We start from the raw sequence: 16,886 nt of genomic DNA on the forward strand, positions 1-16,886 counted from the left end.
AAATCCAGGCTCTTTTATATGCCGCGATGGACACCAAACACCGTAACAAATCGTTAACAGCATGATTGGCAAATCAGTTACGACTGTAAGGTGGTCAGTCTAGCCTGTTGGCCGTTGTTCTCTGCGAATTCGATAAACTGTTTACCGTTCATTGGCTTGGAGAACAGAAAACCCTGACCTTCATCACAACCTTCCTTGCGAAGAAAATCCTGTTGATCGGAATACTCGATCCCTTCGGCAATTACGACCTTGCTGAGGGTACGACCCAGAGCAATAATGGTTCTCGAGATCTCCGCACTCTGTTCATCCTGGCAAATCGTGGTGACAAAACTACGATCAATTTTCAATTTATCAACCGGCAGGGTGGCCAGTTGAGCCAACGATGAATAGCCGGTACCGAAATCATCAATCGCGATATTGACCCCCATGCTTTGCAGCTCGACAAGCGAGTTGATCGACTTTTCGCTGTCACGCATCAATATGTTTTCCGTAACCTCAAGCTCCAACAGATCCGTAGGCAGACCGGTTTTCAGCAGAATACGCTTCACGGTTTCCAGAAAGTCATCACTTTGCAATTGAATGCCTGAAAGGTTGACGGCCATTCTGCCAATATCAAGACCTTGAGACCGCCAATCCTGTGCCGTGTTACAAGCCTGCAACAACACCCACTCACCAATCCCTCTGATCTGCCCCGTCTCTTCCGCTATGGGTATGAATTCTTCCGGAGGTATCTCTCCCAGTTGTGGGTGCCTCCAGCGCACCAGTGCTTCAGCGCCTTTAATCGACCCGGATGAGAGATCGATCTTGGGTTGATACAGAACCGAAAACTGCTGCTTGCTGAGGGCCTGACGAAGGCCAGAATCAATGGTGTAGTGTTGTAACGCCTTTTCACTCAACTCTTCGGTATAAAACTGAAAACCACCTCGATCGATGTTCTTCGCTTTATACATAGCTGCATCAGCATTTTTCAGCAGACTGGCCGCGTCTCCCCCATCGTTTGGATAGACCGAAATACCGATACTGCTACTGATATAGAAATCGTGACCACCGACCACAAAACTTTTTTCGAAACTGCTTTTGATCTTACCCGCCATCAGCGCCGCATGATGAGAATGGTGAACATTCTCCACCAATACGGCGAACTCATCACCACCCAGTCTCGCCAGCGTGTCATCCTCCCTGACAACCATTTTCAATCGCTCCGCAATCATTTTCAATACATGATCACCTGCCGGATGACCAAAACTGTCATTGATATTTTTAAACCGGTCCAGGTCCAAAAAAAGAATACATAATTTCAGGCCGGTATGTTTGGATTGGGAGATTGCATGACTGATTCTGTCATTGAACAGTATACGGTTGGGCAGTTTGGTCAGCCTGTCGTAGTAGGCCAGCTTCTTTATTTTGTTTTCCGCTTTGACCCGCTCTGTGATATCGATATGCACACCGGTCAGGCGAATCAACTTACCTTGCTCATCAAGCGTCGGTGTCGCTCTTGCCAGAATACCCCGGTAACCGCCACTTTTATTGAGTAAACGGAATTCCGCTTCCCAATGTCCTCTGGGGTGAGTCAGATAGGTATCAAACTTTTCCAAAATCACATTTCGGTCATCGGGATGCAGCAGTTTTTTCCAGGTATCCAGTTCACTCTTTAATTCGTGATCCTTATAACCCAACTGTGCCTTCCAACGCGGAGAGAGATAGAGATCATCTTTCTGCAGATCCAACTCCCAGTAACCATCCAGAGAGGTCTCCAGAACATTGTCAAACTGCTGTTCAGCATTCTTTAAGGCATGCTCCATACTTTCCAAATGCTGAGTTCCATTCAACAACTCCTTCTGTAGAAACTGGTGTTCAAACGACAGATGGATACTTTCAATGTACTGGGTATAAAAGCGTCTTGCGACAAACAGCATGCCGATGGCAAACAACAGCAGCAGTACAGCAAGTACCGAGGTGAAGATTTCCCCACTGGAAACCAGATCCAGCTCCAGGGGAAGCAGCAAGGGAATAAGAAACACCACATAGACTTCAAGCACTGCGGCATAAGCCGTAATACTGAAGGCTGCCAAACCGGTCAGCAGCATCACCAGCATCACTTGGTGAGAAGTTGCCCAGTTCGGATCATAGGCGAGACTCAGCAAGCCCCAGATCAGACCGCTGAAAAATGTAAGAATAAGATGCCTACGCAGCCAGATACTGAGAATTGCCTGAGCTTTGTTAATCCGTTTGAAACGGTGAAGCAGATAGAGCCTGGCAAGGTTCACTCCAACCAGTGACACACCCCAGAACATCAGCCAGGGAGTTTCGATCACAAATGAAAAATATATCCAGGCAAATATGCCAACGGCTATTCCTGAGGCCACCACCGTGCCACTGTAGGAAAAGAGCAGATCGATCTGCTTGTCTAAAACCGCTTGCTTTATCGATTTCATATTCCGTTTAGACTGTTCTCAGACTCTCCCGTCAATCCCCGGTATTGTACACACCGGTGTATAAAAAACTAATTCCGAAAATAATAGTGATAAGTATTAGGGCCTGTTAACACTAATCCAATGCGCCCTCCGGGTTGCGCCTGAAAAAGCGCCACTCGGCGCATTGGATTAGTGTTAACAGGCCCTAACCCGATTCCGGAGAAAACCCCTTACGCAGGCTGTTTTCAGTAATATTTTTTGCCTGTAGAAACTGCAGTAAATAGTCAGGACCACCCGCTTTAAAGCCTGTACCACTCAATCTGAAGCCACCAAAGGGTTGGCGATACACGTTGGCTCTGGTTATCTTTCGATTCAGGTAGAGATTGCCGACAGCGAATTTCTGTTTCGCCAATCTCAGGTTTTCAGGTGACCGACTGTATACCCCGCCGGTCAGTCCATAGTCACTGTCATTGGCAATATCTATCGCCTCAATAAAGTTCTTAGCCTTTAATACAGCCACCACCGGAGCAAACAGCTCTTGCTGCGCCAGCGGCGAATCCTCCAGAACATCACTGAATATCATTGGTGGCAAATAGTGACCCCTCAGAGAGGTGGGCAGCTCAACCTTGGAGACACATGAGGCAGTCAATTCACACTCAGCCAGCTTCTCAACAATTCGCCGCCTGGCAGCTTCAGAGATCACCGGACCCATTGTCACTCCAGGCCACGCCGGATCACCGATCCGGAGACTCTCGACCGCATCGACCAATCTTGCAACAAGCAGATCGTGAATACCCTCAACACAAATCACCCGTGAACAGGCACTGCATTTCTGTCCCTGGTAACCAAAGGCCGATTCGATCACCCCTTTTACCGCCTCATCCAGATCCGCATCCTGATCTATGATGATGGCATTTTTTCCACCCATTTCAGCGATCACTTTTTTAATCTGACGCTGGGACTCTGAAAGCCCGGTCACAACGTTTAACAAGTGCAGTCCGACCTCTTTGGATCCGGTAAAGGCGACAAAATTGGTTCTTGGATCACGCACCATGGCCTCGCCAATCACGGCGCCACTACCTGGAAGATAGTTCACAACACCTTCAGGCATACCAATCTCTTGCAAAAGTTTACAGAAATGCCACGCCACAATTGGCGTCTCTGAAGCGGGTTTCAAGACTACACTGTTGCCGCATACGATTGCTGCAGCAACCATTCCAACGGGGATGGCCAATGGAAAATTCCACGGCGGAAGGATGACTCCGACCCCCAGTGGTAGATATTCGTGAGTATTGATCTCACCTGGCATATTGGGCTGTTCGATGGTGTCGAAACGACGGGAGGTTTTTGCGTAGTAGTTAAGAAAATCGATCGCTTCTGCGACATCCGCATTGGCCTCCTGCCACCCTTTACCCGCCTCTTTGACCTCCCAGGCGGCAAATTCATCCTGATGTTCGATCAACTTCGATGCCGCCGCCTGAAGCAGATCGGCCCTGTGACTGAAAGTTTTCAGTCCCCATTCACGCTGCGCTTCGACCGCTCTCTGCAGCGCCACTTCCGCATCATCCTCACCAGCCCGAACCACACGTCCGACCAGCTCATCCGGTTTCGCGGGATTGGTGGATTCAAGAAAAACTTCTTCGATCACCAAATGGCCAGTCAGTAACAGTGGATAGGTCTTACCCAGCTTCTGTTCAACCGTTGCCAATGCAGCGGAAAAGTTTTCACGCTCTGACTGTTGAGTAAATCTGTGCAGTGGATAATTGGTGAACTCCGCCTCAAACTCTGAGCGCCGATTCTCACCAATCACCGGAGGAGCGAGGACTCTCTCAACATCCGCACTCTCCAACACCGGCAGTATCGATTGGTCCGATGTGTTTTCGAGCAGCCGACGAACCAGATAGGCAATACCCGGTAGCAGTTCACCATAAGGCATGTAGAGTCTCAGTTTCAGGCCGCGCTCTGTAACCAGACCCTCGAGCTCATCAGACATACCGTACAACATCTGAAACTCATAACTGTCCGGCGAACGCTGCGTCTGATCGGCCAATACAACGGCACAGGCAAGGCTGCGGATATTATGGGTTGCTACCGCAGGATAGATCAGTGGCGATGCAAAAAGCCGTTTTAAACAACGTTCATAGCAAGCATCCGTTTCAGCTTTCGTCTGCCACACCGGCACACTCCAGCCCTGCTGCCGTGCCATCACGGTCTCCATATCCCAATAGGCGCCGCGAACCAGTCTGACAGAGACGGGCGTACCACGTTGCTTGACCCATTCGAGCAGTTCGGTCAAATCCTCGTCACTCTCTTTGAGATACGCCTGCAAGACAACACCAAACCCCTGCCACTCCCGATAGGATGGCTGCATCGCGAGATGCTTGAACACTCTGAGTATTATCGCTTTGTAGTCATACTGCTCCATATCGAGGCAAAGGCTTATCCCAGCACCCATTGCCGCATCACAGATTGGTTTCAACCGCTCTGACAGAATCGCAACGGCGCCATCCGTATCGACCGGTGTGATTTGTGAATAAAGGGATGAGAGTTTGAGTGAAAGATTCAGATCATCAAACCCATGACTGGAGAACTGTTGGATCAGATCAAGGTAGGCCTGCTGATAGGCAAACGCCTCTTTTTCACTGACGCTCTCCTCTCCGAGAAGATCAAGACTGGTATAGATGCCCCGGCGCTGTAGCCCGGATATGGAATCAATGATCTCAGCTGCGGTTTCACCGCCGATGAATCGATGCGCAACACCTTTCACAGCGGCCCTGATCACCGGCGCTATGAAACCTGGTATGGAATGGAGGGAGATCCGTTTGATTCCCCAACTGATCAGCGCGGGGAGACTATCCGGGTCCACTTCACCAAAATATGCCTTGAAATGTCTGACCAGGGTTTTGTCATCATTCAGCATCGGCACGGCATCGATAAATCTCAATGCCTGGGTGCGCAAATGATGATCGGCAATCAACTGGGGAAGTAATCGATCGATCCAGCCGGTTCGATTCGCCCCTTCCTTGAGCTGACGCTGTTGCCACATCTGACGGCCAACCTGTTGAATCTCGTCATCAAACGACTTACTCACCATCAACTCCTGTCACCTAAATCGTTAGTTCGAAACGGCTATGAGACGCACCTTTACACCAATCCCAATAGATCACGGGTTGACGCAGCTGATACTCAATCTTCAGGGCTTGTCGTTACAAATCCAAACTGTCTTAACCAAGCGGGGGTTCTCTCAGTTAATTATCAAATGGCAAAAGATTCAGATATCGAACTCTCTTTATAGTTTTATTGTAAACCCTGGATCAGAAGAGGCGATGATGGCAGTGAGGGAGACCGCTCAATAAACAACCGAAGCGATAGAAATAACTCGATTCTGATTTATTGATCCATGGCATATCAATCGTCTGTATTCAGTCTAAAATTGCATTAGATATTAGTAATAGCTTAATTAACCAAGTAACTAGGAGCTTGACTATCATGAAGATCCGCAGACTGGTTGCCTTCACATTGCTTACGTTAACCGCCGGTACGGCAATGGCCCACCACGACACACCTTCAGTGGCGCATCTTCTTGAGCACCTGATGCTTGTGTTAGCGATCGGATTACCACTTTTTTTTGGTATCAAACACCTCCTGAAATCAAAAAAAAGTAAATAGACGAATAAACAGTCAAAGTTCACGATCTGTTGAAATTATTGTTACAGCCTATCAACAGAAAAATTACATAGATTCAATTTATCCATACAGGAATGAGGTACTGTTCTTAGTACCCCCCAATCTTTAGTTACCACTCAATTGTGAGACCTGTCTCTGCCCGGATTGTGTTGTGAAATCGACGCTTTGTGGACACATCCCGACAATAATTCACTGCACTGCAGTTCTGCCTTACAGAAGTTTTATAACAGATTGCAGTGCATCAACCCTCTGCGAGCAGATAACGGATCGCTTCAAGAATCATCACCGAGGGAGTTTGGTGGGGCAGCAGGAAGCGCAACTCACCCTGTGGTGAAATCAGATAGGTCGTCGCTGAGTGGTCAACCGCATAGGCGAATGCTGAGGCCTCCAGTTTCACTTCCACATATTGTGCACCATAGAGCTTGGCCACATTGGCGATCTCACTTTCACTGCCGGTGATACCGATCAGATTGGGGTGGAAATAGCTGACATACTCATCCAGGGCCTGAAAAGTGTCGCGCTTGGGATCGACACTGATAAATACTCCCTGGACCTGCTGCAACTCCTCATCGCTGAGCTCATTCAATGCCTGGGATAACAGCGCCAGGGAGGAGGGACAGACATCCGGACACTTGGTGTAACCAAAAAACAGCAGAACCACCTTGCCTCTCAGCTGCTGCAAAGAGAACTCACCCTGGCTCGATTGCAGGGTGAAATCACCACCCAGCTGATCACCATGCAGATCAAGCACCCGGTCCTGCTCGACCCGCTTAGCCGACCAGGTCGATGAAACCGACATAATCAGTGCTAACAGAATCAGGAATTTCCGAAACATAGCTCCCCGTGGTCCAATTGATATTGATTCATGAACTGCCCCTGCCGAGCTCTTTCTGAAGCAAGACATAGTCCTTCATCGCCCAGCATGCAAGCCAGCCTATGACCCTCCTTCCTGTAGCATCTCTGTTTTGAGCTGAAGATCAAATTCAAAACAATTTTCAGGTCAAATCGGGAAATTAATTCCTTATACAACGTACAATTAATTTTTTTTGACTACTCTTTACCCTACCAAAATACCCTGTCATTCGAAGGAAGCTTATGATAGTGACCCTTAAACCGAGAAGAGGCCCGTTTTGCGTAATAAAATCATTAGCTTATTGATACTAACCCTACTCTATGTCCCGGCACAGGCGGTGGAACTCTCCTGGGTCGGCTGCGGTATCACCCGGAATGCCTTCATGGCCGATCTGGCAAATGCCTACTATGAGAAGACCGGCGTCAATATCAATATCTCCGGTGGCGGCGCCACCAAAGGGATCCGTGCCATCACCAGCAAACAGGCCGATATCGGGGGCGCCTGTCGCTTCACCCTGGACATGTCCCGGGAAGAGGCGGCAGCCACCATGGTCCCGGTTGCCTGGGACGCGCTGGTGGTTGTGGTACACAAATCCAATCCCATCGAGTCGATCAGCCTCTCTCAGCTGCGCAGTCTCTACCAGGGCAAGATCACCAACTGGTCTCAACTCGGTGGCAAAAAACAGCCATTGGAGCTGCTGATCCGCCAGGGAAAAATCTCCGGTGTTGGCTACACCCTGCGCAAGCACCTGTTCGAGGACCCGAAAGCGGTGTTTATCGGCCACCAGGAGTTCCCCTCTTCAGGACCACTGGAGAAGAACGTCGAAGTGAATCCCAATGCGATTGCAGTCACCGGTGTCGCCAGTGCCTACAAACGGGATTTCAAGATCCTCAAACTCGAAGACCGGGATCCAAGCTTTGAAAACATCCGCACCGGCGACTACCTGCTCTATCGCCCGCTCTACCTGGTACTCAGTAAAAGCTCCCCCAACAGCAAGGAATCGGACCGTTTTATCCAATTCGCTCTGGGCCCCAAGGGCCGTGAGATTATTCGCAACAACCAGGTGGTGCCCTATTTTGATGGCATGCTGCTGTTGCAGAAGCGATTCGATGACTGGAAGCGGTTTATCCGCGAGTCTCTGGCGCAAAACTGACTCAGTGTGGGTGCACCGCTTTGATCTGCTTGGAAGAGACTCGACATTGGTCGAGTCGAGGTTGTCGCATACTCAACAAAGCCCGCTTGAAGACGAAACCACAACCAGCTTAGTCTTTGTAATCATTAACAATTCCAAATCATGATCTGATTGGCACCAAGATTGCTCACTGGCATTAACCACAATTTAATTGGAGTTAAACCATGCCACTGCAGCAATTCAAAGAAGAGGGCCTGCTCTTCAATAGCAACTTCCTGGATCAGACTTCCACCTCAGGGCTCTACGCCTATCGCGGCGAACTGGTGCTGGTCGAAGGGGAGATTGCCGATGAAAAAGGTCACACAAAACCCCCTGTCGAAGTGATGCGTGGCGCAGTGCTGCTTGGCGACGAGAAATTGAAACTGCTGGTCGGCGCCATCGACGACGTCACTTCGATCAACACCCTAATCGAAAAATATCAGGATCTCTTTTCACCGGAGATGAAGGCGCTGCTCTATGTGGTGAATATCGAATCACCGGCCCAGGTGGAGATCGAGGGCATCACCTTTGTGCTGATTCCTCTGGTTCAGGGCGTACCCTGGAACGAGGTTATCGATGAGCTGGCCCTGGAAAAGAGCGACTTCAAGGGGCAGTCATCCGCCGACAAGCTGGTTACCCTGCTGGATGAGTTGAAGCGCTACAAACCGAAATATCCCGCCGCACCACTTGATGATGTCATCGCAGGCGCCACAGATGTAAAGAGAGAGGGCTGGGGCGCCGTTTAAACCAAATCCCGCGTTCGCCTGGTGGGGCTCAGCCCCACCTCCCCCCTTTCAGTTACACAAAATCACATTTGTCTTTTAGCCCTTTTTACTCGAAAATTCTCAGAACTTAGTCGCTCCCCCTGGCCTTGAGCCACCACTAACTAGCATCAACTGAACTGATTCCGTGCCTGACCGTAGACTCTCCATCGCCCCCATGCTGGACTGGACCGATCGATACTGCCGCTATTTCCTGCGCCTGATCTCCAGCCATGTGCTTCTCTATACGGAGATGGTGACCACCGGCGCCATACTGCACGGCAATCGCGCCCGTTTTCTCGACTTCGACAACAGCGAACATCCGCTGGCACTGCAGCTGGGTGGCAGTGAGCCCGAGGCGCTGGCCCAGTGCGCCAAGCTGGCAGAACAGTGGGGATACGATGAGATCAATCTGAATGTGGGCTGCCCCTCCGACCGGGTCCAGTCAGGCCGCTTCGGCGCCTGTCTGATGCTGACCCCGGAGTTGGTCGCGGATTGCGTCAAGGCGATGCGCGATCAGGTCGCGGTCGATGTCACGATAAAACACCGCATCGGCGTGGACGACCAGGACAGCTACCAGGCGCTTTGTGAGTTTGTCGGCAAGGTCTCAGAAGCCGGCTGCCACACTTTTATCGTGCATGCGCGCAAAGCCTGGTTGCAGGGATTAAGTCCTAAGGAGAACCGAGAGATCCCTCCTCTGCACTATGAGACAGTGCATCAGCTAAAGCAGGATTTCCCTGCTCTGGAGATCATCATCAATGGCGGCATCACCACCCTGGAACAGGTCGAGCAGAACCTTGAGCATGTGGATGGAGTGATGATCGGCCGGGAGGCTTACCATAATCCGTGGATCCTCTCTCAGGCGGACAGTCTGATTTATGGTTCTGAGGGAAGCCCATCAAGCCGTCACCAGATCATTGAGTCGATGATCCCCTATATCGATCAGGAGCTCTCAGCGGGCACTCCGATCAACCGGATCACCCGCCATATCCTGGGACTGTTTCAAGGCCTGCCAGGGGCTAAGAAGTGGCGCCGGATGCTCAGCGAAGAGGCGCATAAAGCCGGTGCCGACAGCAGCCTGATCCTGCGTGCCGCCGCTCAGGTTATTGAGTAGATGCGTTTTTTGTGTACTTGGTGGGGCATGGCCCCGCCCTACACCCTGAACTCAATGGTAGTTTTTAGACCGCAAATGGAACTGTTGCGACTACCGGCTTAACGGTTTGATGGTATTGCCGAGCCCCGGTGTGAGGCCCTGATGCGCAATTCAAAAACAATGCCTTGAAGTAAGGAGCAGCATAACTCCACCTTGGCTCGAATATATGGGGTGAGACACTGAGTTTGATTTTTCAGGATCCCGGTATGCGCCCACTGCTGTCCGGAAAAAATCAGTGCGACTGTATTTAATCCAAGCGTATTTGGTGGGGCCATGCCCCACCAAGCAGGGTTTGAGTAAGCACCATTCAGGTCTGTTCCATATGGCCTTTAGGCTTATCTCTTATAGGCGTTCATTTGCGGACTAAAAATACCTTCAATCTTCTTTACTGGCGGCAACTCTCAGGCGCAGCGCGTTGAGCTTGATGAAGCCCTCCGCATCTTGCTGGTTGTAGGCGCCCGCATCGTCTTCAAAGGTGGCGATCGACTCGTCGAACAGGCTGTTGGTTTCAGACTTGCGACCGACGATGCCGACATTGCCTTTGTAGAGTTTGAGCCGTACCACACCGTTCACCACGGACTGGGTCTTGTCGATGGCGGCCTGCAGCATCTCCCGCTCCGGGGCGAACCAGTAGCCGTTGTAGATCAGTTTGGCATAGCGGGGCATCAGCTCATCTTTCATGTGGGCCGCTTCCCGATCCAGGGTCAGTGACTCCATCGCCCGATGGGCCTTCAGCAGGATGGTGCCGCCGGGGGTCTCGTAGCAGCCCCGTGACTTCATGCCCACATAGCGGTTCTCCACGATGTCCGCCCGACCGATGCCGTTGGCGCCACCCAGCTGATTCAGCTTGAGCAGCAGTGCTGCGGGTGAGAGACGCTCACCGTCGATGGAGACCGGGTCACCCTGTTCAAAACCGATTTCGATGGTGGTTGCCTGATCCGGCGCCTCCTCGGGTGAGACCGACCAGCGCCACATCTCATTGCCCGGCTCGGTCCAGGGATCTTCCAGATCGTAGCCCTCGTAGGAGATGTGCAGCAGATTGGCGTCCATTGAGTAGGGGGACTTCTTGCCCTCGCGCTTCATTTCGATGGAGATGCCGTGATCCTCCGCGTAGGCGAGGAGTTTTTCACGGGAATTGAGATCCCACTCCCGCCAGGGGGCGATGATCTTGATATCCGGGCGCAGCGCATAGGCGCCAAGCTCGAAGCGGACCTGATCGTTACCTTTACCTGTGGCCCCATGGGAGATGGCATCCGCGCCGGTCTCATTGGCGATTTCGATCAGCCGCTTGGCGATCAGCGGGCGGGCAATGGAGGTGCCGAGCAGATACTCACCCTCATAGATTGCATTGGCGCGAAACATGGGGAAGACGTAGTCACGCACGAACTCTTCGGTCAGATCCTCGATATAGATCTCTTTGATACCGGCGGCTTCAGCCTTGGATCGAACCGGCTCGACCTCTTCACCCTGACCAACATCGGCAGTGAAGGTCACCACCTCACACTGATACTCATCCTGCAGCCATTTGACGATGATCGAGGTATCAAGACCGCCTGAGTAGGCCAGTACGACCTTTTTAACATCCGCTTTGGACATCCGGAATCTCCCACAAAAGAAGCTTGGAAAACCCGCCATTATAGACGATTCTGCGCCAGATCAAATCCATTCCGGCCAGGTTTTATTGGACTAACAGGATAATGAGTGACTGGATGGCGTCTCTGCAGCAGGCGGGGAGTCAGACTGGCCCGGCTCAAAGATAACCGGGCCAGAATCAGCAAGGATCAGTTTTTCGACTTGTCGACGATCTTTTTGATCCAAGGCATCATGCCGCGCAGACGCTCACCGACCTGCTCGATCGGGTGCTCTTCATTGAGTCGACGATAGGCGGTCATTGAGGGGTAACCCAAGGCGCCTTCAGAGACGAAGTTTTTGGCATATTCACCAGTCTGGATATTATGCAGCGCCTCTCTCATCGCCCAGCGGCTCTCGTCGTTGATCACCTTGGGGCCAGTTACGTACTCACCATACTCCGCATTGTTGGAGATGGAGTAGTTCATGTTGGCGATACCGCCTTCGTACATCAGGTCGACGATCAGCTTCAGCTCGTGCAGACATTCGAAGTAGGCCATTTCCGGGGCGTAACCAGCCTCGGTCAGGGTTTCGAAGCCGGCCTTCACCAACTCAACCGCACCACCGCAGAGTACTGCCTGCTCACCGAACAGATCGGTTTCGGTCTCATCCTTGAATGTGGTCTCGATAATACCGGTACGGCCACCGCCGATGGCGGAAGCGTAGGAGAGAGCGGTATCCATCGCGGTGCCGGTGGCATCCTGATAGACAGCGACCAGATCCGGAATACCGCCGCCTTTGACGTACTCACTGCGAACGGTGTGTCCTGGCGCTTTCGGCGCGATCATGATCACATCCAGATCCTCACGGGGCACGACCTGGTTATAGTGGATGGCAAAGCCATGGGCAAAGGCCAGGGCAGCGGAATCCTTGATGTTGGGCTCGATCTGGTTGCGATAGAGGTCAGCCTGAAACTCATCGGGTGCCAGGATCATCACGATATCCGCAGCCTTCACCGCCTCTTCGATCGATTTTACGGTCAGCCCGGCGTTACCGGCCTTGATCGCCGAAGGAGAGCCTTCACGCAGACCAACGATGACATTGACACCGGAATCCTGCAGATTGTTGGCATGGGCATGCCCCTGAGAACCGTAACCGATGATGGAGACTGTTTTTCCCTTGATGATGTTGAGATCACAGTCTTTGTCGTAATAAACATTGATAGCCATGTTGTTTCCTTCGGAAAATTTCAAATTAATTGGGTTAGATTTATAACGGGCCGATTGTGCCAGAGTCCATCATTCACCGGTAGGCTGCCGGTCGATCATCCCGGACCAGCAACAGTTTCCCCCGGCGCAGATCGATCCGTTTACAGACTCAAGCCTTTTGGACCGCGACCGATGCCGGAAGGGCCGGTTCGCACCACTTCGATGATCAGCTCTTCGTTCACCGCCTCGATGAAGGCGTTAAGTTTACTGGCCGCACCGGTCAGTTCAACGGTGTAGCTGGTGTCGGTGACATCGATGATCTTGCCGCGGAAGATATCGACCAGTCGTTTGATCTCCTCCCGCTGGGTGCGCTCAGCACGCAGTTTGATCATCATCATCTCCCGCTCGAGATGACCGCCTTCGGTGAGATCAACCAACTTCACCACATCCACCAGCTTGTTCAGCTGTTTGGTGATCTGCTCGATGATCTCATCACTGCCACTGGTGACCAGGGTCATGCGGGACAGACTCAGATCCTCAGTCGGCGCCACGGTGAGGGACTCGATATTGTAGCCCCGGGCGGTAAACAGATTGGCCACCCGCGCCAGTGCACCGGACTCGTTCTCCATCAGAATAGATATGATATGCCTCATCAGACCAACTCACTCCCAGGTGACAGATACATCTCGTGATGCCCCTTGCCCGCCGCAATCATCGGGTAGACATTTTCAGACGGGTCGACCACCACATCCAGGAACACCAGACGGTCTTTATGGGAGAAGGCCTCTTTCATGGCCCCTTCCAGATCCTCCGACTTCTCGACACGCATGCCGATATGTCCATAGGACTCGGTCAGCTTGACGAAATCCGGTGTCACGCTCATCCCCGACTGGGAGTAGCGACTGTCGTAGAAGAACTCCTGCCACTGACGAACCATACCCATGTAACCATTGTTCAACAAAATGATCTTGATCGGCAGATCGTACTGCAGACAGGTGGCAAGCTCCTGGATGCACATCTGAATACTCGACTCACCAGTGACCACCGCCACTTCCGCCTTGGGATGGGCCATCTGTACACCGATCGCCGCCGGCAGACCGAAGCCCATGGTGCCCAGACCACCGGAGTTGATCCAGCGACGGGGTTTGTCGAAGCGATAGAACTGAGCGGCGAACATCTGGTGCTGCCCCACATCGGAGGTCACATAGGCATCGCCCTTGGTCACCTTGTGCAGCATCTCAACCGCCTGCTGGGGTTTGATCAGCTCGCTCTTTTTGTCGTACTTCATGCAGTCCATGGCGCGCCATTTGTCGATCTGCTTCCACCACTTTTTCAGCGCCTGCTGTTTCGGCTTCTTGTCACCCTCATTGACCACCTTGAGCATATCCTTCAGCACCTGCTTGACCGGTCCGACAATCGGCACATCGACCCGCACATTCTTGGATATGGAGGATGGATCTATATCCGCATGGATGATCGTCGCATCGGGACAGAACTGCTTGACGTGGCCGGTGACCCGGTCATCGAAGCGAGCGCCGACCGCGATCAACACATCGGTCTCATGCATCGCCATGTTGGCCTCATAGGTACCATGCATCCCCAGCATGCCGAGAAAGTTCTTGCCGCTGCCTGGGTAGGCGCCCAGTCCCATCAGGGTCTGGGTAATCGGGAAACCGAGGGTATCCACCAGGTCGGTGAGCGGCTTGGCCGCATCGTCCAGCACCACACCGCCACCGGTATAGAAGACCGGGCGTTCCGCTTCCATCAGAATCTTGACCGCCTTCTTGATCTGCCCCAGATGCCCCTTCACCACCGGATTGTAGGAACGCATCTTCACTTTGTTCGGATAGTGGTAGGGGATCTTGATGCCGGGGTCGGTAATGTCCTTGGGGATATCGATGACCACGGGACCAGGTCGCCCGGTGGTCGCGATATAGAACGCCTTTTTAATGGTATCCGCAAGATCCTCCAGCCGCTTGACCAGAAAATTGTGCTTCACACAGGGGCGTGTGATACCAACCGTATCAACCTCCTGAAAGGCATCACTGCCGATCACCGGTGTCGGCACCTGTCCGGTCAACACCACCATTGGAATGGAATCCATAAAGGCAGTGGCAACGCCGGTGACTACATTGGTCGCGCCCGGTCCTGAGGTTACCAGTACCACACCGGGCTTGCCGGTGGCACGGGCATAGCCGTCCGCGGCATGTCCGGCAGCCTGTTCATGACGTACCAGAATATGCTTCAGCTCTTTCTGTTTGAAGAATGCATCATAGATATGCAGAACGGCCCCGCCTGGGTAACCGAAAACATGCTCTACGCCTTCATCTTTCAAACATTGAACGATGATCTCGCCACCGCTTAGTTCCACGTGATGCCTCCAGTTGCGCCGATTTGACCGTCGAGCGCAAAAACAATATCGAAACAGTGCAAAATACTAATACTCCACTAACAGGTCAAGCGGATATACCCCTGTCATGTTGTGATTTCACTGATTGTGGCTTGCCATCAGCCACCCATGCCCCATAATATCAATCAATCTTGCAACCGGATTGATAGGGAACCTGCAGTGCAATCAAGAATCCTCCTCATGCTTCTGTTACTGATTTCTACCGCAATATCCGCAGAAACCTACCGCTGGGTAAACGAGGATGGTGTCGTCACCTACTCTCAAACGCCCCCTCCGGAGGGTAAAGCCGATGTGGTCAAGACCTACAGCGCCCCCTCCAGCGATGCGGCGGCGGCCAAACAGCGTTTACAGAAGTTACGCCAGGATCTGGCAGACCGGGAAGAGGACAGAGCCCTGAAAAAGGCTGAACAGAAGGAGAGTCAGGAGAGCCGGAAGCTGCGCGAAGAGAACTGCAAGGCGGCCAGGTCAAATCTACAGACCCTGAAGAGCCTGGGTAACCGTCTCTATAAAGCCGGCGACGAGTATCTGCGACTCTCGGATGAGCAGAAGCAGGAGCGGATTGAGAAAGCGCAACAACAGATCGAAGAGTATTGTAAATAGACCGATATGCCACTACTCAGAATCACCACCAATCGAGCCGTCGATGATGAGCAACTGAAAGAGGTGCTGAAAATCGCCTCGGCAACAGTCGCCGAGATGCTGGGAAAGCCGGAGCGTTATGTGATGATCGACTTCGTCCACAATCCTCACATGATATTCAGCGGTAACAGCGCCAGCACTGCCTACCTGGAACTGAAAAGCATCGGACTTCCCGGGGATCGCACCGGGGATTTCTCCAAGCTGCTCTGCCTACTGATGCAACAGCAGCTGCACATCCCGGAAGACAGAGTCTATATCGAATTCAGCTCCGCAGAGCGCCATCTGTGGGGATGGGATTCAGCAACATTCTAATGGGCCACCGATAGACCCACCATTCGAGCGAACGAGCATTGCTCTGTGGCAGGCGTAAATTCGATTCGCGGCGAATGAACGCGAAGCACCACGAACCCTCGTCAATCAGAACGCAGGTCTCGATAATTTCGACCCAAGCCATCCGGCACAGAGTGGCTCCAGCATTGAGAAATCTGCCAGATCAGGCTCAGCTCACAGGCAACTCACCCTTTGCGTCTATTCGCGTTCATTTGTGGACTGCATTTTAAATAGAGATCTGCCAGGAACTACAACGGATAGGGTATCGCGCACAAATACACCCCATTTTTATTTTTATCAAAAATAACAAACGCTTACAGTTCATATAGTTTTTGCGGACCATCCATGACCACAGCCCTGTTTGCTCCCGATCGTGCTTGCTCTACAGCATTCATCATCTCACTCTGCGGAGACTTGAATGCTGTTCATACTGACTGGGCCAAGACCCTCTGATTGTGATCCACCATTCGGTTAGAGAGCAGATCACACAACCCATGGGGGTTAGGCCCAGTCAGCATCTCAGTCAGTTTTTAAACAAAACCTGTTGTGCTTACATTCAAACAGCTGAGTGAATGGAGCAGAGATTGCTGAAGTTGACTGAGGCTGAGCCCATTCAATTAGCAGGAGGCATCGCATGCTGGACCCGATGATGAAAGAGCTGTCACGCTGGTAGTTCGCACTCACCGCGCGC

At 52.1% G+C, this 16,886-nt stretch carries 13 protein-coding genes; 6 read left to right on the forward strand and 7 right to left on the reverse strand.

Annotated features, from left to right (window positions below; translation table 11 throughout):
* Nucleotides 1-77 precede the first annotated feature (77 nt).
* Nucleotides 78-2,435: a putative bifunctional diguanylate cyclase/phosphodiesterase gene (locus AC4IE8_RS03010; RefSeq protein ID WP_068987711.1), complete on the reverse strand. Its 2,358-nt coding sequence runs from the start codon at nt 2,433-2,435 to the stop codon at nt 78-80.
* A gap of 184 nt (nt 2,436-2,619) precedes the next feature.
* Nucleotides 2,620-5,505, reverse strand: coding sequence for a proline dehydrogenase family protein (locus AC4IE8_RS03015; RefSeq protein WP_490790288.1), 2,886 nt, complete (start codon nt 5,503-5,505; stop codon nt 2,620-2,622).
* Between the two features lie 398 nt (nt 5,506-5,903).
* Between AC4IE8_RS03015 and AC4IE8_RS03020 the strand changes: the two genes are divergently transcribed.
* Nucleotides 5,904-6,083: a hypothetical protein gene (locus tag AC4IE8_RS03020; RefSeq protein ID WP_068987708.1), complete on the forward strand. Its 180-nt coding sequence runs from the start codon at nt 5,904-5,906 to the stop codon at nt 6,081-6,083.
* Nucleotides 6,084-6,342: 259 nt separating this feature from the next.
* Here AC4IE8_RS03020 and AC4IE8_RS03025 read toward each other — a convergent pair whose 3' ends face one another.
* Entirely contained in the window at nt 6,343-6,936 is a 594-nt protein-coding gene (locus AC4IE8_RS03025; RefSeq protein ID WP_068987707.1) for an SCO family protein, read from the reverse strand.
* Nucleotides 6,937-7,231: 295 nt separating this feature from the next.
* On the opposite strand from AC4IE8_RS03025, the gene AC4IE8_RS03030 reads away from it, so the two are divergent.
* The 3 genes from AC4IE8_RS03030 to dusA all read left to right on the forward strand — a co-directional run bounded on the left by AC4IE8_RS03030 (nt 7,232) and on the right by dusA (nt 10,000).
* Nucleotides 7,232-8,107 (forward strand): substrate-binding domain-containing protein, encoded by an 876-nt coding sequence (locus tag AC4IE8_RS03030; protein ID WP_490790289.1) that lies wholly within the window; start codon nt 7,232-7,234, stop codon nt 8,105-8,107.
* A 203-nt stretch (nt 8,108-8,310) separates the two neighbouring features.
* On the forward strand, nt 8,311-8,871 hold the full coding sequence (locus AC4IE8_RS03035; RefSeq protein WP_068987705.1) for a hypothetical protein: 561 nt from the start codon (nt 8,311-8,313) through the stop codon (nt 8,869-8,871).
* Nucleotides 8,872-9,034: 163 nt separating this feature from the next.
* Nucleotides 9,035-10,000, forward strand: a complete 966-nt coding sequence (gene dusA / locus AC4IE8_RS03040; protein WP_490790290.1) for a tRNA dihydrouridine(20/20a) synthase DusA — start codon at nt 9,035-9,037, stop codon at nt 9,998-10,000.
* 414 nt (nt 10,001-10,414) lie between these two features.
* Here dusA and AC4IE8_RS03045 read toward each other — a convergent pair whose 3' ends face one another.
* The 4 genes from AC4IE8_RS03045 to AC4IE8_RS03060 all read right to left on the reverse strand — a co-directional run bounded on the left by AC4IE8_RS03045 (nt 10,415) and on the right by AC4IE8_RS03060 (nt 15,187).
* The gene (locus AC4IE8_RS03045) at nt 10,415-11,635 is read right to left on the reverse strand and encodes an argininosuccinate synthase (protein ID WP_490790291.1); all 1,221 of its coding nucleotides are present in this window, start codon (nt 11,633-11,635) and stop codon (nt 10,415-10,417) included.
* 185 nt (nt 11,636-11,820) lie between these two features.
* The gene (ilvC, locus tag AC4IE8_RS03050; RefSeq protein WP_068988548.1) at nt 11,821-12,831 is read right to left on the reverse strand and encodes a ketol-acid reductoisomerase; all 1,011 of its coding nucleotides are present in this window, start codon (nt 12,829-12,831) and stop codon (nt 11,821-11,823) included.
* Between the two features lie 146 nt (nt 12,832-12,977).
* Nucleotides 12,978-13,469, reverse strand: coding sequence for an acetolactate synthase small subunit (ilvN, locus tag AC4IE8_RS03055; RefSeq protein ID WP_068987702.1), 492 nt, complete (start codon nt 13,467-13,469; stop codon nt 12,978-12,980).
* Nucleotides 13,469-15,187: an acetolactate synthase 3 large subunit gene (locus tag AC4IE8_RS03060; RefSeq protein ID WP_490790292.1), complete on the reverse strand. Its 1,719-nt coding sequence runs from the start codon at nt 15,185-15,187 to the stop codon at nt 13,469-13,471. The genes ilvN and AC4IE8_RS03060 overlap by 1 nt, the downstream gene beginning before the upstream one ends.
* A gap of 219 nt (nt 15,188-15,406) precedes the next feature.
* On the opposite strand from AC4IE8_RS03060, the gene AC4IE8_RS03065 reads away from it, so the two are divergent.
* Nucleotides 15,407-15,826: a DUF4124 domain-containing protein gene (locus tag AC4IE8_RS03065; RefSeq protein ID WP_490790293.1), complete on the forward strand. Its 420-nt coding sequence runs from the start codon at nt 15,407-15,409 to the stop codon at nt 15,824-15,826.
* 6 nt (nt 15,827-15,832) lie between these two features.
* Nucleotides 15,833-16,177, forward strand: coding sequence for a phenylpyruvate tautomerase MIF-related protein (locus AC4IE8_RS03070; protein ID WP_490790294.1), 345 nt, complete (start codon nt 15,833-15,835; stop codon nt 16,175-16,177).
* The last annotated feature ends 709 nt before the right edge of the window (nt 16,178-16,886 follow it).

This window comes from Candidatus Thiodiazotropha sp. AKAK2 (assembly GCF_058244685.1).

Excerpts from the sequence above, each read along its gene's own strand:
- AC4IE8_RS03010 (WP_068987711.1), bottom strand. The coding sequence starts at position 2,435 with ATGAAATCGATAAAGCAAGCGGTTTTAGACAAGCAGATCGATCTGCTC.
- AC4IE8_RS03020 (WP_068987708.1), top strand. The coding sequence starts at position 5,904 with ATGAAGATCCGCAGACTGGTTGCCTTCACATTGCTTACGTTAACCGCC.
- AC4IE8_RS03025 (WP_068987707.1), bottom strand. The coding sequence starts at position 6,936 with ATGTTTCGGAAATTCCTGATTCTGTTAGCACTGATTATGTCGGTTTCA.
- AC4IE8_RS03035 (WP_068987705.1), top strand. The coding sequence starts at position 8,311 with ATGCCACTGCAGCAATTCAAAGAAGAGGGCCTGCTCTTCAATAGCAAC.
- AC4IE8_RS03045 (WP_490790291.1), bottom strand. The coding sequence starts at position 11,635 with ATGTCCAAAGCGGATGTTAAAAAGGTCGTACTGGCCTACTCAGGCGGT.
- ilvN (WP_068987702.1), bottom strand. The coding sequence starts at position 13,469 with ATGAGGCATATCATATCTATTCTGATGGAGAACGAGTCCGGTGCACTG.
- AC4IE8_RS03065 (WP_490790293.1), top strand. The coding sequence starts at position 15,407 with ATGCTTCTGTTACTGATTTCTACCGCAATATCCGCAGAAACCTACCGC.
- AC4IE8_RS03070 (WP_490790294.1), top strand. The coding sequence starts at position 15,833 with ATGCCACTACTCAGAATCACCACCAATCGAGCCGTCGATGATGAGCAA.